The organism is Algihabitans sp., assembly GCF_965226985.1.
Lineage (GTDB): Bacteria > Pseudomonadota > Alphaproteobacteria > Kiloniellales > DSM-21159 > Algihabitans.
Map to the genome: position 1 here is coordinate 2,987,594 of NZ_OZ245712.1, position 24,931 is coordinate 3,012,524.

Consider the following 24,931-nt stretch of genomic DNA (forward strand, 5'->3'; position numbering starts at 1 on the left):
GGCCGGCGTCTAACGCTCCGCCAGCGCCAGCCGCAGACCGAGCAGACCGAAGGCCCCGGCGAAACCGCGCCGCAGCCAGCGCATCACGGCCGGCCGCGAGATGACATAGTGCCGCGTCGCCGAAGCAAAGGCGCCGTAGCCGACGAAAACCACGAAGGTCAGCAGCATGAAAACCCCCGCCAGCATCAGCATGGAACCGGTGGCGTTGGCCGCTCCGGCCGGCACGAACTGCGGCAGAAAGGCCAGGAAGAAGAGCGACAGCTTCGGGTTCAGGACGTTCAGCAGCAGACCGTTGGCGACGATCTTGCCGGATGAGACGGCGGCGGTCTTTTCGGACACCTGTAGCGCGCCGCCATCCCGCAGGATGCTCCAGGCCATGTAGAGCAGATAGGCGACACCGAGATACTTCACGACCTGAAAAGCCAGCGCGCTGGTGTGCAGCAACGCGGCCAGACCGGCGATGCTGGCCACGATATGCGGCAGGATCCCCAGCGTACAGCCGAAGGCCGCCAGCACGCTTGGCCGCCAGCCCTGCCCCAACCCGTAGGCCAGGGTGTAGAGCACCCCGGTGCCGGGCAGCAGGATCACGATCAGCGAAGTCAGCAGGTAGTCCGGGGTCATGAGGGTCGCTCCAGCTTTCGAAGCGGTCAGTCTGGCCCAGAAGCACCCTCCGTGCAAAGGCACCTCCGTGCAAAGGCACCTCCGTGCAAAGGCGCCCTCCGTGCAAAGGCGCCCTCCGTGCAAAGGCGGCGCCCGCCTCCCATCTCTCGATCTCCGGTCCTAGCTAGATCTCCAGCGTCATATACCGGCTGTAGGGATCTTCCCGATAGTCGCCGAAGGGCGCGCAGTCGACGAAACCGAAACGCCGGTACAGCGCCTGCGCGGCCGCGAAATCGGCCGACGCGCCGGTTTCCAGGCTGACGCGCCGATAGCCGCGCGCCCGCGCCTCGGCCAGGATCTGCCGGAGCAGAGTTCCGGCCACACCCTTGCGCAGATGAGCCTCGGCGGTTCGCATCGACTTGATCTCGCCGTGACCGGTCTCGATTTCCTTCAGCGCGCCGCAGCCAAGCAGATCCTCTCCGTCCCGCAGGCTCCAGAAGGTCACCTCTGGCCGGCGCAGCTCCTCCAGCCCTAGGGCATGGACGCTCTCGGGCGGCGTATCCGCAGCCATATCTGCGAGATGCTCATGCAACAGCGCGACCACGTCGGCACTGTCCAGATCGCCGCGAACCAACTCCATGACTTTCAGCCCCACCTTTTGGCGTCGGATCGCCCGACGGAACGACCGCTCATAGCAAAGAGGAACCGCTCGGCAAAGTCGCCCGATACGGCCGCCGCTCGGCTGGAAAACGACCTTTCGCGTCGCCGCGACGCAGGACGGCCTCATGCGGCCTGTGGCAGGTTAGCGTGGGTTCTCTCGGAACCTGACGTCTCGTAGAACTAAGGACGGCTCCCCGATGCGGCTTACCGCCGACGATATCTTCCTCACGGTCGATTGGCCTGACGGCGCGCGCACGCGCCATGCGCTGCAATGGCTGCGCGACAACGACCCGGCTGGTTTTCACCCGGATACGCAGGAACGGGTCTTCGACCTCCTCAGCGTGCCGGAAGACCTGACCCTGGCCGAGGTGCAGGCCGAACCCGAGGCGATCCGTCTACGCTGGGCCGACGGGACGGAAACCCGGCTGGCCCGCGACTGGCTGCGTGCGGCGGGTCGTGCCGCCCGGCACAGCACCCTGCCGCCGGTCCTGCCGGAAAGCTGGGCTGCCGATTTCGCCGAGAGGCTCCCGCGCCATGCCGGCTCGGCGGTCCTGACCGACGACGACGCCCTCGCCGCCTGGATGACCGATCTCGCACGCTGGGGCATCGCTCTATTGGAAGACGTGCCGACCGAGCTAGGCGCGCTGGAGGCCGTCTGCCGGCGCATCGCCCACCTGCGCGAAACCAACTTCGGCGTAACCTTCGAGGTGCGCAGCGAGCCGCAGCCGATCAACCTGGCCTACACGCCGATCGCTCTGCCGCTGCACACCGATCTGCCGAACCAGGAAATGCCGCCCGGCTTTCAGTTCCTGCACACCCTGATCAACTCCGCGAGCGGCGGCGAGTCCCTCTTCGCGGACGGCCTGCGCATGGCTGAGGCCCTGCGCCGCGACGCGCCGGCGCACTACGCGATCCTGCGCGACGTCGCCATACCCTTCCGCTTCCACGACGGCGGCCACGACATCCGCTATCGCCGCCCGGTGATCCGCGAGGACGAGCGGGGCGAGCCGGTCGAGGTCAACTGGAACGCCCATCTGGCCGACAGTTTCGACATGGAGCCGGAGGTCACGGCGGCCTACTACCCCGCCTACCGCGCCTTCATGGCGCTGACCCGCGATCCGGCCTACCGCATCGCCCTCAAGACGAAACCCGGCGAGCTGATCGGCTTCAACAACCGCCGCACTCTCCACGGCCGCACTGCCTTCGACCCCGCCTCCGGCACCCGCCATCTGCGCGGCTGCTACGTCGACTGGACCGACCTCATCAGCCGCCTGCGCATGCTCGCGGTGAAGACGGCACGGTCTGGTTAGCGGCTCTCCACCGCCAGAATACCTTGCACCCGCTTAACCAGCGTCGTGTCCTTGGCATTGGCAGGGGCGGTCTGGCCGCGCTCCCGAAGGAACGCGGCCAGCCGCGGGCGCGGCCAGGTCGAGGGGTCGTCGCCGCGTTCGGCAGGCGGCCCGAACTCTGGGTCGGGCGTGGACCCGGCGGAGGATGGAGCGACACAGGCGGCGGCCTCTTCGGGAGCCAGAGGCTCCATCCAGGCGGCCGCCGTATCGCCCTCGCGCAAGGCGAAGACCTCGCCGGGCGCACGCCGCTGGGCCGGATAGAAGCCCTTGACCCTGGCGCGCACGAGGGTGGGGCCGGCCGCCGTCAGGCGCAGGCGGGAGCGGCGCTTGATCGCCTCGCCCTCCGGATCGGCCGGCATCACGGGTTCGTCTGGTTGCCGGCCGTCACGCCGGCGGTGATGCGGCCCGCCGTGGCGGCCGGGCCGGTGACGCCGTAGTTCAGCCGGACGTAGCGCTGGTCGGTCGTCAGCGGCAGGGAGTCCAGCGCGAAGACGTAGCCGGCCGTCAGCTCCGCCGCCGGCACGGCCTCGGTCTCCAGCACCGTGGTCGGGCTGGCGAAACTCTCGGTCGTGTCCACTTGCACCGCGACCCGCAGGGAGGTCAGGGTGGCGAAGTCCTCTACCACCTGAATGCGCAGGGGCACCTTCATGCCCTTGCCCATGTCCCGGCTCAGGGGCGCGGCCCCGCCGTCCGGCCCGTTGCTGGCGGTGCCGGTGGCGCCCAGGTCGATGATGTTGGTCGAGGCCACGGTGGCGGTGATCGCCTGCGCGTCGGAAAAGAGACTCTGCGTATCGAAGATCATGGGACGTTCCTTTCTCTCAAACCCTTCAAACCACCCGCGCTTCCGTATTGGCGATGGCGTCGATCTCGCGGATCGGTACGCCCATGAAGGTCATGACCTCGCGGCCCTGAACCTCGCTCAGCCGCACGAAGGTGTTGGCGTTGGCATTCAGCGCCTGGCGGTGCAGGAACTCCTTGACCTTGGTGTTGCAGTACATCGCCAGGCGCCCGGCGTTGCCGCTGCCGACCCGGCGATTGCGTAGGCGGTAGTAGGCCTGGATCATGAAGTCGTTGAGATCGGCCCCGGCCGAGGCGTCGGCGGTCAGCGCGGAGACGTCGATGTTGGCCACGCGGCTGATGTAGCGCCAATCGCGCACCGACAGGCCGATGTCCTGCTCGAACTTCTCCTCGTAGACCTCGTAGCGGCCGCTATTGTTGGGGTCGATCACCGTCTGCACGCCCAGGTCGGTGCGCTGCACGCCGGCACGCGAGCCCTTCGGATAGATCAGGTGGGCGGTGGTGTCGCCCCAGGTGATCATCCAGATCGAGGTGTTGTCGGCGCCGGTGCCGCCGGCATCGACGATCTGGTTGCCGTTCTCGGCCGACAGGTCGTTGAAGCGCGGCGCGAAGCCGGTGAAGGCCGCCGGCTCGCTGCCGGAGTTGCCGTAGATCACCGTCTCGGCGATCTCCTGCGCCATGGTCTCCAGGAAGGGCGCGGACTCCGACAGGCGAAGCTGTTGCGGATCGGCGGCCAGGTCGATCAGCTTGCTGTCGATGATCGAGCGGGCGACCAGGCTGCCGGTCGTGTCCTCGACCTGCCGGGTGTGGGACTTGCTGGTCTGGACACCCTCGTAGAGGCGGCGCCAGGTCGCGGTCGGCAGGCCGGTGCGCACCGTGGTCAGGTGCTTGGTGCCGTTGTTGCACTCGACCGCCGGGGCGTCGTCGAGGATGGGATTGAACTCGGCCAGCATCTCGATGATGTCGGCCGTCGTACCGTTCGCGTCGGTGCGTTTGGCCACATCGGCCAGGGTCATGTAACTGCTGCCAACGGTCGCCATGGGGCGAGCTCCTTATCGCTGGGGTTTGGGCATGTCGGGGTACATCCGCTCGGCGCGGCTGCGCGGCGCGGCGGTCCCGCTGGATTCGACGAAATGGTCGTCGGAGACGATCCGGCCGAAGCCGCTCAGCCCGCGGATGAACCCGGGATGGTTCAGCAGGCCGAAGTGCTTCAGCAGCTCGATCGTCGGCGCGTCGAAGGCCTGCTGGATGGCGGCGTTGCCGTAGCGCAGCGTCTCTTCCAGCTTGTCTCCGCCGATCTCCGGGTCGGCGCGGGTCTGCCGCGTCCAGCCCTCGACCGTTTCGGCGTGGCGCTGCATCAGGGCGTCGGATCCCTGCTTCAACGCCCTGGCATGGAGATCGACCAACTTCTGCGCCTGCGCGTTGGACAGCTTCAGCTCGCGCGCCAGCGGCTTGAAGGCCTCCAGGCGCTCGGCATCCAGCCCCAGGGGAAACTCCCCGTCGGGCATCACGTCCGGCGGCAGGTCGAAGCTATAGTCGCTCTCCTTTTCGGCCTCGCCCGACTCGGCGGGGTCGTCATCGCGATCCCCGCGCCCAGCGTCGTCGTCGGCCTCCGACGGCGCCGTGCCGCCGGATCGATCGATCGTCTGCGCGAAGCCATCCCCGGCTCCGGGCACAGACGTCCCCTCTTCCTCCACCGCCGTGGCGAAGGTTTCGGTCTCTCTCGTCATGTTCGATGATCACCTTGTTGGCTGCGTCCGCGCGCCAGGAGTCGCACCGGGAATCGTGGGCGTCTCAAACGCCCTTCATGCTGAGCCTGTCGAAGCGCGAAAGGGTAGCCGGCGCAAACCGGCTCAGATCCTCAGAACGGACAACACTGGTCCTGGTCGGCCGAGATCCTTCGACAGGCTCAGGATGAAGAAGTCGATGAAGGAAGAAGCAGCTATACTCTGCCCTTCATGCTGAGCTTGTTGAAGCGCGAAGGGCCGGGCCGTCAGGCCCGACAATCGGCACACCCGGAAAAGGCCCCGTCAGGCCTCCTCGTCGCCGGACAAAACCTCCCCCATCTCCGGCTCGTTCGACCCACGCCCGTCCCGGCGCGCGATCTCTCGTTCCATCGCCAGATACCGCTCGGGCTCGGCCACGGCGCAGTAGCGCCGCCAGGTCTCGCCGACCATGCGCTCGCCCTCCCGCCGCGCCATCTCCAGCGGATTGTCGGAAAAGACGCTGGCGAAGGGCCGCGTCTCCATCAGCAGCCGCGCGAAAACGCGCCGCCCGCCCTCCGTCTCCAGCAGTGCCGCGAGATCGGTCAAGAAGGCCGCCTGACGCTCTTCCAGCTTCTCGCGCGCCCGCCGCTCGCGCCGGTCCTGTGGGTCCATGATGTTCCATCCGCTCCTTGGCCGGGCCTGTCGTAGCTAACCTTTGGGCTCAGAGTCCGGCCGGCGAGCGGCCGTTTGCCACACAAGAATATTTTTGTGTGGCAAGGCGCCCGACGCTAAGCGGCGCCGAGAGTTTCAGTCACGCCCGCCGCCGCATCCTGAGACGCATCCGGAGCCGCACTGCCGCCCTGCCCTATCGCCGCCTGCAGCATCTGCAGGCCGTCCAGCGACTGCGCAGCGGCACCGGCATCCTTCAGGGCGCCGGCCCCCTGCTGCGCCATGGCCAGGCCCTCGGCCATCTGCTGGCGCTGGGCGCTCTGCTGCTGTAGGGCCGCGACCTCTTCGTCGGAGCGTAGGATGGTCGGCGGCACGCCCAGCAGCTCGCCCATCTCGTCCACCGACTGAGCCCAGTCCACCTTCATGCCGGCCGCCGGGTCGATCTGCGCCAGACCGCCGGCGTAGCCGGTCAGGCGCTCGATGCCCTGGATCGCGTCGACCCGCTGGTCGCGCACCAGGATCGACTGCAGCTCGATCTTCAGATCCAGGCTCTGCAAGACCTCGGGCGCCGGAGGCAGGATGCCGGCCGCCGCCGCGATCTCGAAAGTGCGCTCGACCAGCGGCTCCAGTAGTTCGTTCTGCAGGCGCTCCAGAACCGGCCCCAGGGCCAGCATCTTTTCCGACCGGCGCTCGGCGATTTCCGTCGCCGTCACCTGGCGTCGATCCATGCTGGAGATCATCAGAAAGAGATTCGCGAAGAAGCCGCGTCGCACCGCCTCCTGCGTCTCGAAGATATCCTGGCGCAGGTCGCCCAGGTTCAGCCGCACGTCGTAGACGGAGCGCAGACCCTGCCGCTGCAGGTCCCCGTCGGCCAGGATGTTGATCGCACCGGGCAGCAGGGAGACGTGGTGATTGCCGTAGGCCGGTCCGCCCTGCATCGGCGGATTGACCTGCTTGTCCACAGCCTGACCCTTGCGCTTCTGCATCACCTGTAGCTGCTTGATGTCGCCCAGCACGTCCATCGCCGGGCTGCGGCCGTAGACGTCGTTCCCCGTCACGTACCAGCGCGGCGCCAGGACCGGGAAGCTGTCGAAGCCGCTCTCGCGCAGCAGCTTGCCCTCCTCGGCGCCTTCCTCCAGGTAGACCGAGCGCCAGCGCTTGTTGCGGCCGTCGCCCAGCGCCGGGTCGCGGTCGCGGCGCGGCTCTATGGCGTGAAACACCCAGAACTCACGATCCAGCTCGCCGTTGCGATAGGCGCTCTGGGCGCTGGCGGAGCAGGCCTCCAGGCCGAACTCCTCGACCATCTGCGCCACCGTCATGCGCAGGTCACGGTAGCAGGTATCGACCAGACCGCTAGCGCCGGACGCCAGGTAGTAGCTGCCCATCGGCATCGGCCGCAGCCGGATCACGTCGTCGAAGTCCGGCTCCACATAGATCGCCGTGGTGCCGAAGAGGCCCAGGTCCTCGTAGCCCACCGTCAGCGCATTGTAGACGTTGGAGGCTGCGAAGATATCGCGCAGCAGTCCGCTCACGCTGTGTAGCCACCGCGAGACCTCCGCCCGCTCGGCCAGACCGGGACGGCGCGGCGTCAGCTTGAACCAGGGCCGCGCCGGGCTGGTGACGCCGGTCATCAGGCCGGCGACGAGCGTGCGCAGGGCGAAGGTCGCGGTGCTGTCCAGGATGCGCGTGTTGATCTTCTTGCCCCGCCGCCCCTTGTCGTCCCGATCGCTGAACCGCAGACGGCGCGGCAACACGAAGTCGCCCAGCTCCTCCCAATGCTCGCGCCAGTCCTCGCGCTCGGTCTTCAGGGCGTTGCGCCGCTTCATCAGGCGGCTGCGCAGAGTCTCTCGTTCGGCCATCTCGACCTTCCTCATTGACCCAGCAGGGTTTTCCGGGCGCGCGGTGCCGTCGGGCCCTCCGCCCCAGCCTCGCCACCCAGAATCGTCGCCCGGCCCGGCGTGGCCACGCCTGCAGCACGGCGGCGACGGCGGTCTCCGCCGGCCTGGGCTGTGCCGGGCTGGCGCTCTTCTTGCGGCGGCGGAGGTGGCGGCGGCGGAGGAGGAGGCGGTGGGGGAGGTGACGGTCGGGAAATCGGGTTCGAGCACATGGGCCTCAGGCTCCTAACAAGGTCTTACCGGCGGTCCGCTCCTCGGTCTCCAGACCGCGCGGACCGGACTTGATGGTGGAGGCGGCACCGCGCCGCGCCCGCGCCCGGCGCTCCTCCTCACGACGGGCCGCCACACCCTCGGGACCGTCGGGCGCACGCTGCGCCTGCTTCGGCGGCTCGGGCGGCGGCGGCGGTGCCGGCGGAGAGGGCGGGCTGGAGAACATGCACATGGCTAGATCGCCTCTTCGTAGGGGTTGTAGTCCAGGCCCAGCGCCAGCCGTGGCCGACTGCCGGCGGGTCCATTGCGCGACTGCACCGGCAGCGCGAAGGTCAGGGCCAGGGCATCGCCCAGGTCGGGACTCGGTAGGCCGCGCTCACGCAGGGCATCCTTGCTTTCCAGGCGCAGGCGGTTGGCCGCGTCGAAGTCGTAGGTCGGCGTCGAGAGATCGCGCCGCAGGGCGTTGTCGGCCGGCAGGGCGCCGCCGGCACGCAGCCAGGCCGCGACGGCGTCCCACATCTCCGCGCGTTTGTTGAGGTAGCGCGGGCTGGTCGGGCGGCCGCCGAAATTCACCTCGACGACGCTGTGGCCCAGTTGGCGCAGACGGTCGATCACCCCCTCGCCGCGTCCGGCATCGACGAAGACGGCGTCGGCCCCGGACTCGGCGATCTTTACCGCCACCCGTGCCGCCAGAGTCATGTTGTCGAGCCCCTGGAAGGCCTGCACCTCGCGGCACCAGAGCCCCTGGCGCAGGCAGAGGCTCGAGCGGTCTCCGCCGTAGCGGGCGACATCGACGCCCAGGACGACCGGTAGCTCCGCGACCTCGGCCGGGTTCAGGTGGCGCCGCATCGCGGCAGCAACCAGGTCCAGCGGGATCAGCACGTTGTCGCTGGCCGCCTGCCAATCGCACAGGAACTCCTGCCGGTACTGCGCGTCCGACATGCTGCGCCGGGCCAGCTCCAGTTCGCCGACCGGAATGGCGCCGGTATCGTCCGCCGTGTAGAGCGCGCCGTACCAGGCCGGATCCCTCGCCGTCACCGCGTGGTTATAGAGATCGTGAAACAGGTCCAGCCCCTTGGGTGTCCCGATAAAGAGACACCAACCCTGCCGGTCGGACAGGGCCGGGCGAATGACCTCACCCCAGGTCTCGGGCCGCATGTCGGCGACTTCGTCCAGTACGACGCCATCGAAGTATAGCCCGCGCAGGGCGTCGGGATTATCGGCCCCGTAGAGCCGGATGCGCGCACCGTTCGGCAAGGTGACCTGCAGCTCGCCATCCTGCGCCCGCGTGCCGGGGATCGGCCGGCTGTAGGTACGCAGGGTGTCCCAGGCGATCTGTTTGGCCTGTTTCTGATAGGGCGCTAGGTAGGCGAAGCGCGGATTCGGCTTCTCGCAGCGCAGCGCGGCATCGATCAGCGCGTTGATCGCCAGGACCGTCTTGCCGGCCCGTCGGTGCAACACCAGCACCGAGAAGCGCCGCAAGCCGGCATGAATGTCTCTTTGATACCAACGCGGCCGATAGCCGGTGGAAACGGCCTGTTCCTCCACGGCTCTCCATCGCCTTCTGTTGGTGTGTTTCTCGCTGGTCTGTCGCAATGGCGGCGCGCGACCGAGTTGGGCGAAGCCATTCACGAAAAAACCCGCCTCGGCGAACCGGGCGGGCGGGCTGTCTTCTGGGGCACTGGGACGTGGCGGCAACACCTCTATTCTGGCGTCATCTGTCTCAAGACCGACGCGAGATACACATCTCCAGGCCTAACGAAAATATCCTCGAAACTGCGTCCAATCGTCAACCTGACCGGAAAATTTATTTTGAGATTCCGGTGCGCCCGCGGCCCTGCCGTGTCTCCTCGGCTTTCTCCCGGACCTGCTCGTCCGGCGCCCGCTCGATCCCGGTGGCCACGACGACGCGCAGCGGACTTTCCGGGTCGCCGGCCACCTGCAGGGGCAGCACCTTGGCCAGAAAGCCCGAGAAGGTCTTGATGTCTTCGTTGGCGATGCGGCGTAGATAACCGACCAGGCCATCCTTGCCCTGGCAGTCTTCCCCGGACTGCGTGGCGGCCAACAGAACGGCTTCGGTCAACTGCAGTGTCGCCTCGCCGCCCGGATCGGGAGGGGGAGATCGGCGTCGCGCCACTGGAGATCGTGCCGCTTTCGACGGTGCCATGTGATCCCCCTTGCTCGATGGGCGGTCGTCCGGCCGCCGTCAAATCGCTTCCCTGCCACGCGCGGTCACACACACGAAAGACCCTGCCGCGACAGGTCGGGCGGGACGTCCTCAATCGAGTGTTGGCGGTGTTCGATCGGTGAGTTCGCTCACGGGCTTCTACGCACTCCGCCACCGATACGGAAAAAGTGCGCGCCGGAAGCCCTTTTCGTCAACCCGACGACACGACTTTTCACGGCCACGCCGAGAAGGTCATGCTCCACCCCGGCGTCTCGGCGGTTTCTCTCTCCGTCGGATCACCAAATTGCTTGAACCGCTTGTGGCTTGCGATACCTTCAATTAGCGGAAAATACACCGCAAACCTCTTGGTAACGGCCTCGAATATATGGTCCGAGGCTCGGGAGCCTTTCCCTAAAGGGACGGCCCGTTCCTCTGTGGAAGAGCGGTTCGATGCAACCACAGCCTCCTGCCCTCGCCGCCCCGCAGCGGCAAACTGTTTCCGAACCGACCGTTCGACCGCCTTCGGTCATCGGTAACGGCGTGGGCTTGTCCGGTCTGGCCGGCCTGGGCGCCGCCCTGCTATGGCTGCCCGGCTCGGCGCTGACACTGCAGGCCCAGTGGCTCTTATGCCTCGCAGCCACCGCCCTGCCGATGGTCTTCTATAGCCTGCTGATCGAGCGAGTGCATCGGCGCGCCAGCACCGGCCTGAACTGGGGGGCGCCGCGCCCGCTTTCCGATACCATCGCCACGACGCGGATCAAGCTGGCCGGACTGGCGGCGACCTGGGCGCTCATTGCCGTCTTCTACTTCGCGGTGACCTATTATCGGGGCGAAGAGTTTTCGGCCTACCTGGGTATCCTGCAGGCCATCTGGCTGCCGCTGCTGCTGCTCGCGGCGCTCTACGTCTTCCTGGTCGACCGCTACGCCACCGATCCCCACGACGACCTCTGGCATTTCGGCCGCCTCGCCATCGGTGACGCCGCCCAGGCCGATAGATCGAAGGTCGCTCAGCACCTGCGCAGTTGGGCCATCAAGGCCTTCTTCCTGGCCTTCACCGCCTCCCTCATGCCGTCGCACGTTCAGGCCGTGGTGGCCTACGACACAGGCGAGCTGCTGCGGAATCCGATCGTCACGGTCGTCTTCGTCTTCAATCTGCTGTTCCTGATCGACGTGACCTTCGGCACGCTGGGTTACGCGGCGACCTTTCGGCCACTCGACACCCACATCCGCTCGCCCAACCCCTTTCTCCTTGCCTGGGTCGCCGCGCTGATCTGCTATCCGCCCTTCATCCTGATGGGACACGGCGGCCCCCTCGACTACCGTCAGGGCACCCAGGACTGGGCCGCCTGGATGCAGGGCAGCGAGCCGGCGCTCTGGGCCTGGGCGGTTCTGCTGTCGCTGGTGCTGGGGGTCTACGCCTGGGCCACGGTGATCTTCGGCCTGCGCTTTTCCAACCTGACGCACCGGGGCATCATCACCAACGGGCCCTACCGTTTCTTCCGCCACCCGGCCTACCTCGCCAAGAACCTCTTCTGGTGGCTGGTCTTCCTGCCCTTCCTGCCGCTCGGCGACACGGCGCAGACCATTCAGAACTGCCTGCTGCTGCTCTCGGTCAACCTGATCTACTGGCTGCGCGCCCGGACGGAGGAGTGGCACCTGCGCCAGGACCCTGTCTATCGGGACTATCTGGCCTGGATCGCCGAGCACGGCCTGCTGGAGCGGCTCGGCCGACGCCTCTTGGGCAGGCGACCAGCGGCCTGAAACCGACCGGCCGCCTCGAACCGCCTGCGGCCCTAGCCGCTACAGCAGATCCAGCTGCCTCTCACCCGTCTCCACAGTCTCGGCCGGCGCGATCATGCCGGCGTGATCCGGCCTGCGGAAGTTCTTGGCCTCGTCGGACACGCGCCAGGCCGTCATCTCCCCGGCCGGAAAGGGCCGTAAGACCTCCTCCGGCACGCGGTCCTCGAACAGCCAGGTCCTCGCCGTCTCGCGCGTCAGCAGCACCGGCATGCGGTCATGGTTGCGGCCGCTCACCAGGGCATTGGCCTCGGTGGTCACCACGGCGAAGCTGGCGGTCACCTCGCCCGTTCTGGGATCCACGCTGTCGCTGACCAGCCCGGCCATCACGAAGGGGCTGCCGTCTTTGAGGGTATAGTAGGACCAGGGAGCACTGCCTTTCGCCCGCGCCGGCTTCTCCGGCTCGTAAAAACCGTCGCAGGGAACCAGCGCCCGGCCGCGCTTCGAAAGCAGCCGCCAAGGCCAACCGCCTGACAGCTTGTCGGCGCGGGCATTGGTCAGCAGGTACTTCGGGCGCCCGGCGACGTCCGGCGCAGGCGGGACGAAATCCCAGAGCGCCGGTTCGACCTGCAAGCTGTCCGAGCCCGAGGCGCGGAAGACCGAATGCCACTGCCGCGGCCCGATGCGATAGCGGGGGACGAACTCAGGCAAAGGTTCGCTCAAGGCAAAGCCCAGGTCATCGGCGAAGCGGATCATTTCCTTACGGGAATGCCGCAGCGACATCGCGTTGCACATGCAGCGCAGTTCGCCGAACCGCCGGGCGGATTGCAAGAGCGCGATCGCGAAATGCCGAAAGGCAACAGCACCGGACGGAATCGTCCTCTCGGCAAAAGAATCAAATTGTATACAAATGGACCCTCATCGCGGAGTCCGGATACCCTCCGGGAATGGAACATATACAGAACGAAAATCTCGGCCCCAAGTACGCGCTACGTCTCTCCGACCTGGGGCATTGGCATCGTTTTCAGGCGACCTGTTTCCGCTGCCGTCACAGCGCCATCGTCAATCCTCAGGCCTTGCGGCAACGCTGGCCGGCCCACAGCAAACTGGGGGACCTGGAGCGCAAGCTGCGCTGCCGCGCCTGCGGCAACCGCTACGGCAATACCCTCACTGTGGGCCGCCTGGCGCGAAACTGAGGCCCGGGCGTCACCGAAAAAGAGGAGGTCCAGCAAGACGACGGCCTGCGACAGCTTTCCCGTCGCAGGCCGTAAGCAACTTTCAAAAGGTCGTTCCGCAAACTGCCGAGAAACATGATCCGGAGATCACCAGGGCCGTTTAGGTCAGAAAGCGCTCAGGCAACCTGCGGACGGTCGCGCAACCAGCGCAAACCGGCGAGACCGCCCAGACCGGTCAACAGGAACCAGGCCGCGGCCGGCAAAGGCACCGGCGCCACGCCGATGGCGTTGACGTCGAAGCCGTCCGGGCTGGGGCTGTTGCTCGGCGTGTTGTCGACGATCGCCAGCCAGGTGAACTCGCCCGCGAAGGAAATCGCGGCGCCACCGTCGTCGATCTGGGCATTCTGGTTGGAAACCTGGCCAACCTCTTCCCACTCACCGAAGAATCCGCCCAAGCCCGTCACGAGATCGATTTGATCCGCCCGGCTGGCTTGGCCCATGGTGTATTGGCTCGAGGTACCGACATAGATAATGGCCGTTTCCAGGAAGTCGCAGCCGTTGGCACAGTTGAAGGTGAACTCCCAGACACGACCTTGGTCGAGAAAGTTCTGGCCGAAACCGAAAACGGCGAAACCCGGACTGTCGTCGCTGCTCTGGCCGAGCGACAGGAAATCGTCGTCCGGAGCCCCGAGCGCGTTGGCCGGATTGTCGCGATCGTTGAGGTTGGTGACCGTGCCGTTGTTGAACCAATCGACTTCGGTCGCATAGATCAAACTGGCTTGTGATGCTGTCGAGGTGGCGACGGTCAAGCCGGCGGCCACGGCGACACCGATGGCGAAACTACCCAATTTTCCATACATCATCGTCATGATCAGGCACCCCCAGTTCTTGCTTCGCGTTCTGCGACGGGGTCTGACCGCGCAGTGGTGATTTTGTAACAGCTCTGGGGCAATTGATAAAGTAAAAATTAATTTTTCGTAAAGTTATATATTTCTATCGGGATTTGAATGCATTGCGTGCATCGCCTTCCGATAAATCCATCTATATCAGTGATATACTTCTATCGAATTACATCTTTCTGATAGTATTGCTTAGCCCTCAAAGTAGTACCACTTTCGCTTCTCAGTCGAATTTTTGCATCGCGAAAAGCCATCACAAGTCTGTGTGTTGCAGGGCCGTTCCAGCCCGACGACGGAGGTCTCTTCTCGTAGTCGGTGGCTGCCGGACGGCTAACCGTTCCACCGATCCGCAGGCCCCATCAGACTCAGGCCCCACAGACAAGGCGTGGACGCGCTGTCGCCCCACCCGGCGTTTCGACCCACCGGCGTTTCGGCCCATTGCTTCGACTGTGGTGAGTTGAGATGAACCCGGAGGTGTTACGGAGCGCGCTCTAGAAGTCGGCGCGCAGCAGGAAGAAGGCCTGAGGCCGCCGGTCGTCGTCTCCGCCGGGGTCGCGAAGCAGCGGCTGCGCGACCTCGACATCGGCACTAACGCTGTTCAGCAGCCGCAGGCGCAACCCCAACCCGACCGACGCCAGGCTCTCGCGATCGTCCTCGCCGACTCCGGCATCGTCGTTCCAGACCCGCCCGCCATCGGCGAAACCGTAGACCTGCCAGCCGTCGAGAGGCACCTCTTCCAAGTCCGTCTGGCGTCCGTAGCGCAGCTCCAGGCGGCCGCCCAGGCCATGCTCGCCGACCAGCTCGGCGGGCTCGAAGGCGCTGCCCAGGTCTTCGCCGCCCAACCCGAACTCCTCGCCGGCCAGCAGGGGATCGTCGGACACCTGAGCCGAGGCCGACGCGAAGAGACTGAGACCCGGCACCAGAAAACCGAGGCTCTGCAGCCGGCTGGCATCGGCTTCGACCTTCAGGAACTCGGGGTCGCCCTCGGCCCGGGACAGACGGGCATCGCCACGCTCGGAGGGACCGAAGAGATCGAGACCCTGACTGACCTGCAGGCTGGCGAAGCTGTTGCCGCCGAAGCGGTCGGATCGGTTCCAGAAGGCGCCGAGCCGGGCCACCGTCAGCCGATCCTCCTGCAGGCCGTCGTTCCCGAAGATCCGGGTTTCGCTGCGACGCAGATCGATCTGTCCGGAGAGGAAGAGGTTCTGCGTGCGCGAGCGAATCACAGGATGCGTGGCGGAGACGACCAGCGAGGCGGAATCGCCCTCGACGTCGAGATCTTCGAGATCCTCCCCGGGGTTCGTCCTGGCCAGGCTTCCCGAAATGCCGACGGTCGTCCCCTCCGTGAAGAGGGGCCAGCGAAGCGATGCCGAGACGAAGTCCAGCTCCCGGGTAAAAGGGTCGCCCGCCCGAACGTACTGCAGCTCGAGCTGCTCGTGACTGGCCAGCAGAGAATGCAGGGCGACCGCAGCGGACTGCTGGTAGGGTCCAAGAAATCTCGTACCGCGGTTGTCCGCCTCCAGGAAGGCGTCGTAGCGGCGCTCCTCTACCAACACATCCAGGGTCGCGGCGTTGGGCGTGGCGGGTGCCGCCGACAGAATGGAATTCACCTCGATTCCGGGCAGGTCGTTCATCAACAGCAGGTAGCGCTCCAGGGTCGCGGCACGCAGCGGACGATCCTGCTCGATCTTCTCGCCGTAGGCCTGAAGCAGCTCTTGCCCGCCGCGCGGTTCGCCGCGGATGGACACGCTCTCAACGAAGCCCTCGACGATGCGCAGCGACGCTTCGCCCTCGACGATCTCCTGCGGCGGCACCAGCGCCAGGCTCAGGAGGAAGCCCTCGTTGCGGTAGCGGGTGGTGATGGCGTCGGCGTAGAGGTAGATGTCGGCGAGGCTGACGTCCTCGCCCACATCGGCCGACCAGATATCCGACAGCTCTTCCTCCGCGAAGACGCTGTTGCCCTCTAGGACGACGCGCTGTAGCCGAAAGCGGATCTCCTCCGCACCCTCGGGAGCCGGCGCCGCCTCCGGGACCGCGAAGCCGGGACCGGTCTCCAGGCCTGGAATGTCCAGCGGCGTTTGCAGTCGTTGATCGAGACGGCCCGGATCCGCCGACGGCGGGATGGATCGACTTGTCGTCTGGGCAAACCCCGGCGAAGCGGTCAGCAGCAGGCCGACGGCGGCCAACACCAGACCGACTCGTCCTAACGCGATCCGATGCATTGCGACCCCGACACCATTGCTCTCACCGTCCCGACGCATCCGAGATACCGCAGCAAACCCCACGCAAGGCGGTCGAGGCCAGGGAAATCGGCACGACCTTAAAGCGGTTACGGGCTTTAGGGAGCCGTCTGTGCGTCGGTACCGTCCAACGGCTCGCTGTCGCCGACCCCGCCGTCGTCGCCGACCTCACTGTCGTCCATCGAACCGAACTCTTCGAAGACGCCGGCGTCTTCGATCAGATTCGTCAGATCCTGCAGGTCTTCCGGCAGGTCCTCGGGACCATACTGCGCCAAAAGATCTTCAAAGGTTAAGGTGTCCACGCAATCGGTCCCCGAAAGCTGCCGACGTCCGCAAGCAGAGAAGTCGATCACCGCCGACCCGCCAAGGGGAATCAGAGACGCCACCTGGGTCGGACTGTCCGTGATGACATAGTCCGCAACGGTCGTCGTGCCGTCTCCTTCGTCGCCTGCTGCCGGCGCCAGACGCGCGAGCAGCTCAGGCAGGCTCAGCCGGCCCAGAAGCGCGCCGGGAAGCTCCGCGAAGTCGGCCAGGAACTCGCGCTCGACGAAGACCTCCGGTCCCACCGTCGCAGCGAGATCGCCAGTGCCACCGCCTGCCGCGCCACCCGTGGTGCCGCCTGTGGTGCCGCCGGTCGTGCCACCCGTGGTCCCGCCCGTGGTGCCACCGGTCGTGCCGCCCGTAGTGCCACCGGTCGTGCCACCCGTGGTGCCGCCAGTCGTGCCACCGGTCGTGCCACCTGTGGTGCCGCCGGTCGTACCGCCGGTGGTGCCACCCGTGGTGCCGCCAGTCGTGCCACCCGTGGTGCCACCGGTCGTACCGCCCGTGGTGCCACCGGTCGTGCCACCCGTGGTGCCGCCGGTCGTGCCACCTGTGGTGCCGCCGGTCGTGCCACCTGTGGTGCCGCCAGTCGTGCCACCCGTGGTGCCGCCAGTCGTACCGCCCGTGGTGCCACCGGTCGTACCGCCCGTGGTGCCACCGGTCGTGCCGCCTGTGGTCCCGCCGGTCGTGCCACCTGTGGTGCCGCCAGTCGTGCCACCCGTGGTGCCGCCAGTCGTACCGCCCGTGGTGCCACCGGTCGTACCGCCCGTGGTGCCACCGGTCGTGCCGCCTGTGGTCCCGCCAGTCGTACCACCCGTGGTGCCGCCGGTCGTGCCACCCGTGGTCCCGCCGGTCGTGCCACCTGTGGTGCCGCCAGTCGTACCGCCCGTGGTGCCACCGGTCGTACCGCCCGTGGTGCCACCGGTCGTGCCGCCTGTGGTCCCGCCAGTCGTACCACCCGTGGTGCCGCCAGTCGTGCCACCCGTGGTCCCGCCGGTCGTGCCACCTGTGGTGCCGCCCGTGGTGCCACCGGTCGTACCGCCAGTCGTGCCGCCGGTCGTGCCGCCGCTCGGATCGGGCGGCAGGACGCCGGACGAGGAGTCGGCAACGCTACTTCCGTTGATCTGCGGGCGGCCCGGCACCACCGGATTTTCCTTGTCCACGCCATCGACCAGGATCTGACCGTTGGCGTCCTGCGCCGCGACGATATAGGTGTCGGGGTCCGTGTTGCGGCCGTCGATGAAGGCCGTGCCCGCCCCCCGGTCCGTCACCTCGATGACGGAAGTGTTACGCGGGGCGAGGCCGGTCGCCAAAACGCTCTGGCTGCCGCCGGTCGCCCGGATGAAGGCGTCGGACCCCAGTTGCCCGACACCGCCGCGCACGCGGATATCGTCGTCTGCGCGGATGTCCTGCGCAGTGCCTTCGTTCAGGATGTAGGAGTCGGAGTGATGGCGCCCGCCGAAGACGCGTAGATCGTTCCCGACCGAGATGTCCTGCCGTCCTGCACTGTTGACCACCGAAGAATCCGAGTTGGCGGTGAGGCGGCCGCGCCCGTCGACGTTGCCGACCGTCAGCCGATGTCCGGCCTGGATCGTCATGCCATCGGCGGACCGCAGGCTTGCGAAAGCGTTCCCGGCGCTATTGTCGCCGCCGGCCACGGTGATGTCGTAGCCCGCGTCGATGGTCAGGCTGCCGCTGGATTGGATGCGGGCCCATTGACCGCTCCGGTTGCCGCTGCCGCCAAGGACGGAGACGTTACCGGTCATGGTTCCGCTGCCGCCGACCGTGATGTCGATATCACCGCCGCCGAAGGTATCGATGCGTGCGTTCGACGGCTGCAAGGCGCTGCCTGCCACCGTCAAGTTTCCGTCGGCGATGTCAATATCGATCGAACCGCCGTCGCTTGCCGCAACTCTGACGTTCTCTGGCACGCCGTCCGCCGCCTGCACGGCGATATCGCCGCCAGCTCGCAGGGCGATGTCGCCTCCGGTGCCGCCGGCGTTCGCCGTCTGGATCTGCGACTGCACGCGAATGTCGTTTCCGGCGGTCAGGAAGACATCGCCGCCGCCGAGCGACACAATCCGTCCGCTGCGGTCCACGAGGATGTCGTTGTCAGCCTCCAGCGAGAGGCTGCCGCTTCCGGACCACTCCACCGCCGCAGCGACGGTAATGTCCCCGGCGCTGGCGCCGCTGGAATCGATTGCGTCGGTGGTCACGGTGACATTGGCACCGCCGTCCAGCGCCGCTGTCAGGCTGCTGGCGAAGACTTCGAAGACCCCGCTCCCGTCTGGCGTTCCGCTGTAGGCGGGTCCGACGCCGCTGACGATCCGAACGTCGCGGGGATCCAACAGCCACTGTCCCGCCTCACCGAAGGCCGCCGTGACGTCGACGCTGCCGGTCACACCCAGTTGCCCGGCGGCCGAGGTCTCGACGAAGCCGCCGTCGCCGCCGCTCGCTCCGCCCCGTGCGGAGATCGCGCCATCCATCCGGGTGGTCTCGTCGGCCCAGACGATCACGCGCCCGCCGTCGCCCCGGCCAGCGCCATCCGCCGCCAGGGTCGCCCCCTCGGCCACGCGGGTGTGCTCGGCGCGGGCGAAGTCGCCCTGACCGCGCTCGTCGCCGCCCACGCGGATCTGTCCTCCGTCGCTCGCCTCGCCACCGCTGAGGCCGGAGGCATCCAGGCTCGCCGTCTGCGTGAGCGTGACCGTGTCGCCGGTCACGTCGATCGCGCCGCCATCGGCGCCCCGCGCGTCGAGTTCGCCCGCGACGTTCACCTCGGATCCGGCACCTCCGTGCAGGACGATCCGCCCGGCCTCCTGAGTCGCGGAAGTCACCGAGAGCCGCCCCTCCACGTTGATCACGCTTTCGACGACCTGCTCCGCCGCCGCGACCGACAGCGCGATCATACCGCCTTCGGCCTCGATGGACCCGGCGTTCGCCGCCAGCAAGGCCTGCTGCGCCGGCGAGAGCGCGAAGGAGACGAGACCGTCGCCCCAGAGATCGACGGTCGCGGTCTCGCTGCCGGCGGCCAGGGCGACCCGGCCCAGACGTGCCACGATCGCGCCGTCGTTGCGCACGGTCGGCGCCACGAAAGCCGTCAGGCCGCCTTGCGCCACCGTGATGCTGCCCTGGTTAACGATGGCGCCGGGGCCAAAGTCGCTGAGCGTCAGACTGTCGGACCCAGACATGAAGTTCTCGACATCGATGTTGCCGGTCGAGGCGATGAGCCCACCGACGTCGATCTGCGCGCCGGCCCCGAACAGAACGCCGTTGGGGTTCAGCAGAACGATCTGACCGTTAGCCGTCAGCGCCCCATAGATCTCGCTGAGGCTGCCGCCGGTGACGCGGTTGACGGCGATGGCCCGGCTCGACGGCTGTGCGAACTGCACCGAGGCCTCGCTGCCGATGCTGAAGCTTTCCCAGTCGATGACGGCGCGGTTGCTGGCCTGGTCGACGCGCAGCGCCGCAGGAGCGGTCTGCGACACGCTGGCGGAGCCGGCCACGACAGAAGGGTTTTGCGGCAAGGTGGTCGAGGCCAGGGCGGAGCTGCTGACGGCGGGGGTCACTGCCGTCGATGCGGTGAAGCAGAGCAAGGTCGCGTAGCTGCCCAACCGCTGAGCAACGCGATGCCAGCGGCGCGTGACGGCATCCCTGCCTGACGCGGTCAGCGCCCTGGCGCCGCGTGCGGACGTGCCGAAACCACGCGCCGTGTTTCGGCAAACGCGCTCCGCGGTTGCGGTTTGACTCTGTGTTCCTCGACTGCAGCTGCTTGGCATGACGCCTCAACACCGACTTTGGAAATCAGATCATCGGCGATCTAGAAACAATTCATCTAAAATTCTAGATTAATTCAATGCGAAAGCTTGATGTTTACAAAAAATTTACGAGGCTTTGTTTACGTTTACAGTTACTGAACGTAGTAAATTTCCTAAAACTAGAAGTATATTTTATAAAATCTCCCTATGATAGAAGAGCCCTTGAGGCTTGGGATCCCGCTTTCCAAGACAAGCTTCCCAGCTCGACCACCTGAGCTGCGGTCGACTCCTTCGCCACGGCGCGTGACCTTTCCAAGACCCGGCTCCAAGACCCGGCTCCAAGACCCGGCAGCACCATCGGATCCGACAGGACGACAGGATTGGTGGCGACCGGAGGTCCCTGCGACGTCTCGACTCGATAAATTCGCTGGTGCCCGGGCAGAAGTGACGGGCTGCCGGGCAATGCCGCAGAGAGTCCGGGCACAAGGCAAGGTGGCGCGGGCTCTCGCGTGTCACATTCGGCCAGAAGGATGGGGCCGTAGGACGGAGTGGTTCGACACTCGCGCCCGGCCCCAGTCACCACGCCCAGTCACCACGCCCAGTCACCACGCCCAGTCATCAACCCCAGTCACCACGCCCAGTCATCAACACCAGTCACCAGCCCCAGTCACCAGCCCCAGTCACCAGCCCCAGTCACTCGACGGGCTGTCGACGCATTTCCTCCAGGCCTGCGGCAGTTTTTACAACTGCACGGCCGGACCGCTGCTTTGGCGCCCCGGGCGAACGGCCCTGGAGCAGGATCGTCTGAGGCGGGATAGCGCCTTAGGCCGCCTGGGAGGGGCTGGAGACGTGGCTCGGCTGTGGTCCGGCGGCGGAGCGGCGGGCATGCTGCGCCGCCATACGGCGCCCCCAAAGATCCAGCAACGGCAGAACCACGGCCTTCTCCGCGATTGTCCGGCCGAAGGGAATCTTGGCGGTCATGCTGCGGCCCAAGCCCACGGTGTGACGCCAACTCGCCGTCGCCCGCAGCTTCTCGACGTAGGGGTCGTTGGTGATGCCCCACTTCTCGCAGAAGCGGTCCAGCGACTTGAGAATCCAGACCGGCGACCAGCGCAGCGTGAAGAAAGGCCAGTCCGCCCGCTGAAGCGGCGTGTCGCGCGACGGGAAGAGATAGGTGACTACGGACTTCGGCTCGAAGACGACCCGGCCGCCGTTGGTCCAGACGCAGAGGCTGAAGTCCAGATGCTCGCGGGTCGCGGTCAGCGCTTCGTCCAGCGGTCCGATCCGGTCGAACAGCGCGCGTTTGACCAGAACGCAATGGAACTCGCAGAACTGCGTCTCTTCCCGCTTCAACGCCAGGTCGGCGACCTTGCTGCGCTGATGCACGTGCTCGTCCCGCAGGCGCCGGTCTTCCGGCGCGGCGGCCAGAAAGGCCTCCAGGTCGTCGGCGATCAGGCCACCGGCCTGATGCACCTCGGTGTGCAGCGGCCGCTTCTGACAGATCAGCGGTGCGATCACCTCGGCCCCGGTTTCGTGGGCCGTCGCGATCATGGTCGACAGCCAGCCGGGCGAGCAGATCACGTCGTTGTCCACGAAAGCGACGTAGGGGGTTTCAACCCGGCTCAGGCCGATGTTCCGCGCCTGGTTCGGCGAGAGGTAGCTGTCGTAGCGCAGGTAATCGAAGCCCTGGGCCGCGCAAAGCCCGCGCAAGGCATCGGCCGTCGGCTTGGGGCTGCCGCCGTCGACGTAGATCAGCCGGTAAGGCCTCTCTGTGTGCTCGACGATGCTTTCCAGCGATTCCACAGCGACACCGAAGCGCTCGCGCGGCACCACGACGATCGTCACCATCGGCGTATCAGCCATCCTGCATCTCCTCCCCGCTCGGAAGCGGCGCTCTTTATTCCTTAAAGATCCATAAAGAGTAATAAATAATTACCATAAATCCACCGCTTTCTTGCATAGCTCGGTTGCGCGCCGGCCTCGGATCGGATCTTAACCACGATCCCCTAAAGCCTCTTGCCCTTCGCCTCGTAGGCCGCCGCCAGGGCAAGCAACAGCGCGTTGCCGCGCTGACGCACCCGCTCGTGGGACAGGCCGACCTTGCGGCCGATCGCCCGCAGGCTAAGCGAGAGGCCGAGCCCGATCAGGATCGCCCGGTCGGCTGGCGCCAGAGTCAGGGTATGACCGGCGACCCAGTCGGCCTCCAGGATTTCGGTCCCGCTGGGCGTGGCCGGTCGCGGACGGGCGGCGTTCCAGCCGTAGGCCTCGGTCGCGTCGTGCACCACCTCGGGCATGGCCGAGCGCAGGCCGGCCGGAAAAAGGCCGGTCATTGGTAGGCGCGCGTAGGTCTCGAAGGCGCGCTGCACCAGCGCCAGAGCGGCCAGCCGCAGGCGGTCCCGGGACTCCGTCTCCTCACGCTCGGCGGCGCGCTGCGCCACCGACCAACGGCCGACCGCCCGCTCGCCGCTACGCAGCGGCCAGCTACAGCGGCCCGCCTCGCGGCCCGTGCGGTCGCTGCGGACGCCGCTGTCCGGCAGGGTCCGCACCGCCATCTCGCCACGCCCACCGACATAGACCTTCTGCATCGTCATCTTCGTCTCCCTTCTCGATTCCAAGAGCCTTTGAGTTTCGCCAGGCGCTGTCAAAACGGCCTCTCCAGCGCCGCGAGCTGCGCATCCAGCCGTTCCAGCGCCGCGCTTTGACGGGCCCATTCCAGCCGGTCGCAAGGCAACCAGGCGCCATCCCGGCGCCGAGCCTCCAGGCCTGCCAGAATGCGCACGCTCCGCAACCGGCGGCTCCGCAGCGTCTCGCGTTGGCGACCGTCGGCGATCTGCGCCGACCAGCTTTCGACCGCGCGCAGCCAGGCGTGGCGCAGGGTGAGCGGCGCCTCCAGCGCGGCCAGCAGGTCCGCATAGGTCGGGAAGAAGCGGCTGTCGCCCTTGGCCTGCTCCAGCGCTGACAGCGCGATGTCGGCGGGATAGTTCAGGCAGAGGTCCAGCAGTTCGTCGGCCAGAAGATCCTGATCCACACCCTCGCTGCGCCGGCTGACGGTCACCGCCCGAAGCCGCGCCATGGCCGACCCGATCGCCAGGGCGGCTCCCGGCTCGCCGCCGGTCTCGCTCGACGATTCGGCGAGCAGCGCCGCCTCCAACCTGCGTGCCGGAACGCAGGCGCCAGCAATCCAGTCGTGGAGCCGCTGTCCGTCGTCGGGCTGCAGATCAGCCGGAACTGTCGTCGTCGTCCGGCTCGGCAACCTGCCGCTGGACAGCGCGAGCGACGGCGGCAGCAAAGCTGCGATCCTCAACTCCACCTCGGGCGGCGTAAGCCGTGCCGCTCGGCGCGCGATCTCCAGGTGACGCGCCGGCACGGCGGATGATGCCCCGCCCCTGCCCAGGTCGGCGGAGAGTCGCGCGCCCGACACGCCCGTCGTCGACCTCGCGGCGGACCCAGTTCCGCCAGGTGGCTTGCCAGTCGCACTTGCGCCCTTTGGCGCCCGGTTGCGCGTGCCAGTAGTCGCGGAACTTGTCGGCACAGCGGTCAATTTCATCATCGGTCAGACCTTCCTCCTGGGCGGTTAGACGGGCTTGCGGGCTTGGCGACCAGTCGTCGGGCAGACGGTGTCCCCGGCTGCCGTCCCGAGCCCTTCCGCCTTCGGCCATCGTTTTGGAACCTCGCGTCTGCCCGGATGACGCTCCCGCAGCCCTCGGGCCCGTCCGTAACGCTCCGCGATCTTCCGGCACCTTCGGGATCGCGGCCTCCCCGACAGGGGAGGCGGGAGAGTCGTTGAGGGTTGCGGGTTGGCGGTTGACGGTTAGCGTCCCCTCTCCGGAACCGGGTGCTTTCCCCAAGTCCTTGTTCTGCTTGGCCGGACGGCCCCCGCGCGCACCGTTCTCGCGGGCGCTTTGAATCCGGCCGGCGGCACGTTGGACCTCCACCTCCATGCGCGGTTGACGCAGTTTGCCGTCCGTCTCCAGACACTTGCGCGCTGCGATCAGCCGCGTGATCGCGGCAGCGATATCGCGCGGCCGGGTGCCGCGTTTGAAGAGCTGCGCGATCCAGGCCGGATCGTTGTCGATCGAACCGCCACGCGAGGCGATGAGCGTGCAGATCATCCAGTAGACGCCGAAATCCAACGGCGAGAGCTTGCCGGCCACGCCGGAGATCATTTCGTCCGGGTAGTAGTCGACGCGCCGAACCTTGCTGGGTGCCGGTCCCGTCATCGCATGCGCCCGGGCAAAGACATCGCGGCTTCCTGCCGGCGACCATCGGTCGATCTCGATCTAGCGCCCGCTTTCGATTTGGTTCCGGCGCTTCGACGCCCCGACAAGCCGTCGCGCGCCACGCGATAGCGAGCCTGCATCTCGGGATCGTCCAGCAGGCGACGGGCCTGGTCACGCACCTCGACCGGACAGCGGCCCGCCAGATCGCAGACGAGGACGAAGTCGTCGCCCCCGGACAATAGCCAGCGACGCGCCTCGTCCTGCAGACGGTGACGATGGCGCTCCAGATGCTCACGGCTGCGGCTGCCGAACCAGAGTTTCGGCAGTTCGACCGCATCGCGGAAGGCGCAGTCGATCACCGCGCGCCACAAGCGCTGCTCGGTCGGGTCGGCACGAATCGGCTCCTCCAGAGTCATCGGGTGGCTGGCGCGGCTCGCGATCGATCCTGTGGTCTCCATCTGCTGACTCCCGTCCCTCTATCGAACCAAGGCAGAGTCAAATCGATACATATCGTATCAGGCAAAATCAAT

Annotated in this window: 24 protein-coding genes; 4 read left to right on the forward strand and 20 right to left on the reverse strand. The window is 67.0% G+C overall.

Annotation, left to right across the window (positions count from 1 at the left end; genetic code table 11):
* Window positions 1-9 precede the first annotated feature (9 nt).
* Both ACO054_RS13645 and ACO054_RS13650 read right to left on the reverse strand, forming a co-directional pair.
* Window positions 10-621 (reverse strand): LysE family translocator, encoded by a 612-nt coding sequence (locus ACO054_RS13645; protein ID WP_421707134.1) that lies wholly within the window; start codon window positions 619-621, stop codon window positions 10-12.
* A gap of 163 nt (window positions 622-784) precedes the next feature.
* Window positions 785-1,240, reverse strand: coding sequence for a GNAT family N-acetyltransferase (locus ACO054_RS13650; protein ID WP_421707135.1), 456 nt, complete (start codon window positions 1,238-1,240; stop codon window positions 785-787).
* Window positions 1,241-1,457: 217 nt separating this feature from the next.
* Here ACO054_RS13650 and ACO054_RS13655 point away from each other — a divergent pair, with 217 nt between their 5' ends.
* Window positions 1,458-2,570: a TauD/TfdA family dioxygenase gene (locus tag ACO054_RS13655; protein ID WP_421707136.1), complete on the forward strand. Its 1,113-nt coding sequence runs from the start codon at window positions 1,458-1,460 to the stop codon at window positions 2,568-2,570.
* Here the strand turns inward: ACO054_RS13655 and ACO054_RS13660 are convergent.
* From ACO054_RS13660 to ACO054_RS13700, 9 genes are all read right to left on the reverse strand, one after another.
* Complete coding sequence (locus tag ACO054_RS13660) at window positions 2,567-2,968, reverse strand: hypothetical protein (RefSeq protein WP_421707137.1); 402 nt, start codon at window positions 2,966-2,968, stop codon at window positions 2,567-2,569. The two genes, ACO054_RS13655 and ACO054_RS13660, sit on opposite strands and share 4 nt — an antisense overlap.
* Entirely contained in the window at window positions 2,968-3,411 is a 444-nt protein-coding gene (locus ACO054_RS13665; RefSeq protein WP_421707138.1) for a Bbp16 family capsid cement protein, read from the reverse strand. Before ACO054_RS13665 ends, ACO054_RS13660 begins: the two co-directional genes overlap by 1 nt.
* Window positions 3,412-3,436: 25 nt before the next feature.
* Entirely contained in the window at window positions 3,437-4,447 is a 1,011-nt protein-coding gene (locus ACO054_RS13670; RefSeq protein ID WP_421707139.1) for a major capsid protein, read from the reverse strand.
* Window positions 4,448-4,459: 12 nt separating this feature from the next.
* Entirely contained in the window at window positions 4,460-5,137 is a 678-nt protein-coding gene (locus ACO054_RS13675; protein WP_421707140.1) for a hypothetical protein, read from the reverse strand.
* A gap of 300 nt (window positions 5,138-5,437) precedes the next feature.
* The gene (locus tag ACO054_RS13680; protein WP_421707141.1) at window positions 5,438-5,785 is read right to left on the reverse strand and encodes a hypothetical protein; all 348 of its coding nucleotides are present in this window, start codon (window positions 5,783-5,785) and stop codon (window positions 5,438-5,440) included.
* Window positions 5,786-5,901: 116 nt separating this feature from the next.
* On the reverse strand, window positions 5,902-7,641 hold the full coding sequence (locus ACO054_RS13685; RefSeq protein WP_421707142.1) for a portal protein: 1,740 nt from the start codon (window positions 7,639-7,641) through the stop codon (window positions 5,902-5,904).
* Window positions 7,642-7,894: 253 nt separating this feature from the next.
* Complete coding sequence (locus tag ACO054_RS13690) at window positions 7,895-8,119, reverse strand: hypothetical protein (RefSeq protein WP_421707143.1); 225 nt, start codon at window positions 8,117-8,119, stop codon at window positions 7,895-7,897.
* A 2-nt stretch (window positions 8,120-8,121) separates the two neighbouring features.
* Window positions 8,122-9,435, reverse strand: coding sequence for a terminase large subunit domain-containing protein (locus tag ACO054_RS13695; protein WP_421707144.1), 1,314 nt, complete (start codon window positions 9,433-9,435; stop codon window positions 8,122-8,124).
* 259 nt (window positions 9,436-9,694) lie between these two features.
* Window positions 9,695-9,970 carry a hypothetical protein gene (locus ACO054_RS13700; RefSeq protein ID WP_421707145.1) on the reverse strand — a complete coding sequence of 92 codons (276 nt, stop codon included), beginning with the start codon at window positions 9,968-9,970 and terminating at the stop codon, window positions 9,695-9,697.
* Between the two features lie 534 nt (window positions 9,971-10,504).
* Between ACO054_RS13700 and ACO054_RS13705 the strand changes: the two genes are divergently transcribed.
* On the forward strand, window positions 10,505-11,815 hold the full coding sequence (locus tag ACO054_RS13705) for a methyltransferase family protein (protein WP_421707146.1): 1,311 nt from the start codon (window positions 10,505-10,507) through the stop codon (window positions 11,813-11,815).
* A 39-nt stretch (window positions 11,816-11,854) separates the two neighbouring features.
* Here ACO054_RS13705 and ACO054_RS13710 read toward each other — a convergent pair whose 3' ends face one another.
* On the reverse strand, window positions 11,855-12,586 hold the full coding sequence (locus ACO054_RS13710; protein WP_421707147.1) for an SOS response-associated peptidase: 732 nt from the start codon (window positions 12,584-12,586) through the stop codon (window positions 11,855-11,857).
* A gap of 152 nt (window positions 12,587-12,738) precedes the next feature.
* On the opposite strand from ACO054_RS13710, the gene ACO054_RS13715 reads away from it, so the two are divergent.
* Window positions 12,739-12,987, forward strand: a complete 249-nt coding sequence (locus tag ACO054_RS13715) for a hypothetical protein (RefSeq protein WP_421707148.1) — start codon at window positions 12,739-12,741, stop codon at window positions 12,985-12,987.
* 155 nt (window positions 12,988-13,142) lie between these two features.
* Here the strand turns inward: ACO054_RS13715 and ACO054_RS13720 are convergent, their stop codons facing one another.
* The 3 genes from ACO054_RS13720 to ACO054_RS13730 form a co-directional block, all read right to left on the reverse strand.
* On the reverse strand, window positions 13,143-13,835 hold the full coding sequence (locus ACO054_RS13720; RefSeq protein WP_421707149.1) for a VPLPA-CTERM sorting domain-containing protein: 693 nt from the start codon (window positions 13,833-13,835) through the stop codon (window positions 13,143-13,145).
* A gap of 521 nt (window positions 13,836-14,356) precedes the next feature.
* Window positions 14,357-16,126, reverse strand: a complete 1,770-nt coding sequence (locus ACO054_RS13725) for a ShlB/FhaC/HecB family hemolysin secretion/activation protein (RefSeq protein ID WP_421707150.1) — start codon at window positions 16,124-16,126, stop codon at window positions 14,357-14,359.
* Window positions 16,127-16,203: 77 nt separating this feature from the next.
* The gene (locus tag ACO054_RS13730; protein WP_421710365.1) at window positions 16,204-19,911 is read right to left on the reverse strand and encodes a filamentous hemagglutinin N-terminal domain-containing protein; all 3,708 of its coding nucleotides are present in this window, start codon (window positions 19,909-19,911) and stop codon (window positions 16,204-16,206) included.
* Here ACO054_RS13730 and ACO054_RS13735 point away from each other — a divergent pair.
* The gene (locus ACO054_RS13735; RefSeq protein ID WP_421710407.1) at window positions 19,832-20,029 is read left to right on the forward strand and encodes a hypothetical protein; all 198 of its coding nucleotides are present in this window, start codon (window positions 19,832-19,834) and stop codon (window positions 20,027-20,029) included. The genes ACO054_RS13730 and ACO054_RS13735 overlap by 80 nt on opposite strands.
* Before the next feature lie 974 nt (window positions 20,030-21,003).
* On the opposite strand, the gene ACO054_RS13740 is transcribed toward ACO054_RS13735, so the two are convergent.
* The 5 genes from ACO054_RS13740 to ACO054_RS13760 all read right to left on the reverse strand — a co-directional run bounded on the left by ACO054_RS13740 (window position 21,004) and on the right by ACO054_RS13760 (window position 24,859).
* Complete coding sequence (locus ACO054_RS13740; protein WP_421707151.1) at window positions 21,004-22,044, reverse strand: glycosyltransferase family 2 protein; 1,041 nt, start codon at window positions 22,042-22,044, stop codon at window positions 21,004-21,006.
* 143 nt (window positions 22,045-22,187) lie between these two features.
* Complete coding sequence (locus ACO054_RS13745; protein ID WP_421707152.1) at window positions 22,188-22,772, reverse strand: DUF6362 family protein; 585 nt, start codon at window positions 22,770-22,772, stop codon at window positions 22,188-22,190.
* A 50-nt stretch (window positions 22,773-22,822) separates the two neighbouring features.
* Window positions 22,823-23,434, reverse strand: coding sequence for a hypothetical protein (locus ACO054_RS13750; protein WP_421707153.1), 612 nt, complete (start codon window positions 23,432-23,434; stop codon window positions 22,823-22,825).
* Window positions 23,400-24,401: a hypothetical protein gene (locus ACO054_RS13755; RefSeq protein ID WP_421707154.1), complete on the reverse strand. Its 1,002-nt coding sequence runs from the start codon at window positions 24,399-24,401 to the stop codon at window positions 23,400-23,402. The genes ACO054_RS13750 and ACO054_RS13755 overlap by 35 nt, the downstream gene beginning before the upstream one ends.
* A complete protein-coding gene (locus ACO054_RS13760) occupies window positions 24,398-24,859 on the reverse strand; it encodes a hypothetical protein (RefSeq protein WP_421707155.1) in 462 nt (153 codons plus the stop codon). Before ACO054_RS13760 ends, ACO054_RS13755 begins: the two co-directional genes overlap by 4 nt.
* Between the last annotated feature and the right edge of the window lie 72 nt (window positions 24,860-24,931).

Coding starts and splice junctions, on each gene's coding strand:
- ACO054_RS13645 (WP_421707134.1), bottom strand. CDS start 621: ATGACCCCGGACTACCTGCTGACTTCGCTGATCGTGATCCTGCTGCCC.
- ACO054_RS13650 (WP_421707135.1), bottom strand. CDS start 1,240: ATGGAGTTGGTTCGCGGCGATCTGGACAGTGCCGACGTGGTCGCGCTG.
- ACO054_RS13655 (WP_421707136.1), top strand. CDS start 1,458: ATGCGGCTTACCGCCGACGATATCTTCCTCACGGTCGATTGGCCTGAC.
- ACO054_RS13660 (WP_421707137.1), bottom strand. CDS start 2,968: ATGCCGGCCGATCCGGAGGGCGAGGCGATCAAGCGCCGCTCCCGCCTG.
- ACO054_RS13665 (WP_421707138.1), bottom strand. CDS start 3,411: ATGATCTTCGATACGCAGAGTCTCTTTTCCGACGCGCAGGCGATCACC.
- ACO054_RS13670 (WP_421707139.1), bottom strand. CDS start 4,447: ATGGCGACCGTTGGCAGCAGTTACATGACCCTGGCCGATGTGGCCAAA.
- ACO054_RS13675 (WP_421707140.1), bottom strand. CDS start 5,137: ATGACGAGAGAGACCGAAACCTTCGCCACGGCGGTGGAGGAAGAGGGG.
- ACO054_RS13680 (WP_421707141.1), bottom strand. CDS start 5,785: ATGGACCCACAGGACCGGCGCGAGCGGCGGGCGCGCGAGAAGCTGGAA.
- ACO054_RS13685 (WP_421707142.1), bottom strand. CDS start 7,641: ATGGCCGAACGAGAGACTCTGCGCAGCCGCCTGATGAAGCGGCGCAAC.
- ACO054_RS13690 (WP_421707143.1), bottom strand. CDS start 8,119: ATGTGCATGTTCTCCAGCCCGCCCTCTCCGCCGGCACCGCCGCCGCCG.
- ACO054_RS13705 (WP_421707146.1), top strand. CDS start 10,505: ATGCAACCACAGCCTCCTGCCCTCGCCGCCCCGCAGCGGCAAACTGTT.
- ACO054_RS13710 (WP_421707147.1), bottom strand. CDS start 12,586: ATGTGCAACGCGATGTCGCTGCGGCATTCCCGTAAGGAAATGATCCGC.
- ACO054_RS13715 (WP_421707148.1), top strand. CDS start 12,739: ATGGAACATATACAGAACGAAAATCTCGGCCCCAAGTACGCGCTACGT.
- ACO054_RS13720 (WP_421707149.1), bottom strand. CDS start 13,835: ATGACGATGATGTATGGAAAATTGGGTAGTTTCGCCATCGGTGTCGCC.
- ACO054_RS13725 (WP_421707150.1), bottom strand. CDS start 16,126: ATGCGTCGGGACGGTGAGAGCAATGGTGTCGGGGTCGCAATGCATCGG.
- ACO054_RS13735 (WP_421710407.1), top strand. CDS start 19,832: ATGCTGAAGCTTTCCCAGTCGATGACGGCGCGGTTGCTGGCCTGGTCG.
- ACO054_RS13740 (WP_421707151.1), bottom strand. CDS start 22,044: ATGGCTGATACGCCGATGGTGACGATCGTCGTGGTGCCGCGCGAGCGC.
- ACO054_RS13745 (WP_421707152.1), bottom strand. CDS start 22,772: ATGACGATGCAGAAGGTCTATGTCGGTGGGCGTGGCGAGATGGCGGTG.
- ACO054_RS13755 (WP_421707154.1), bottom strand. CDS start 24,401: ATGACGGGACCGGCACCCAGCAAGGTTCGGCGCGTCGACTACTACCCG.
- ACO054_RS13760 (WP_421707155.1), bottom strand. CDS start 24,859: ATGGAGACCACAGGATCGATCGCGAGCCGCGCCAGCCACCCGATGACT.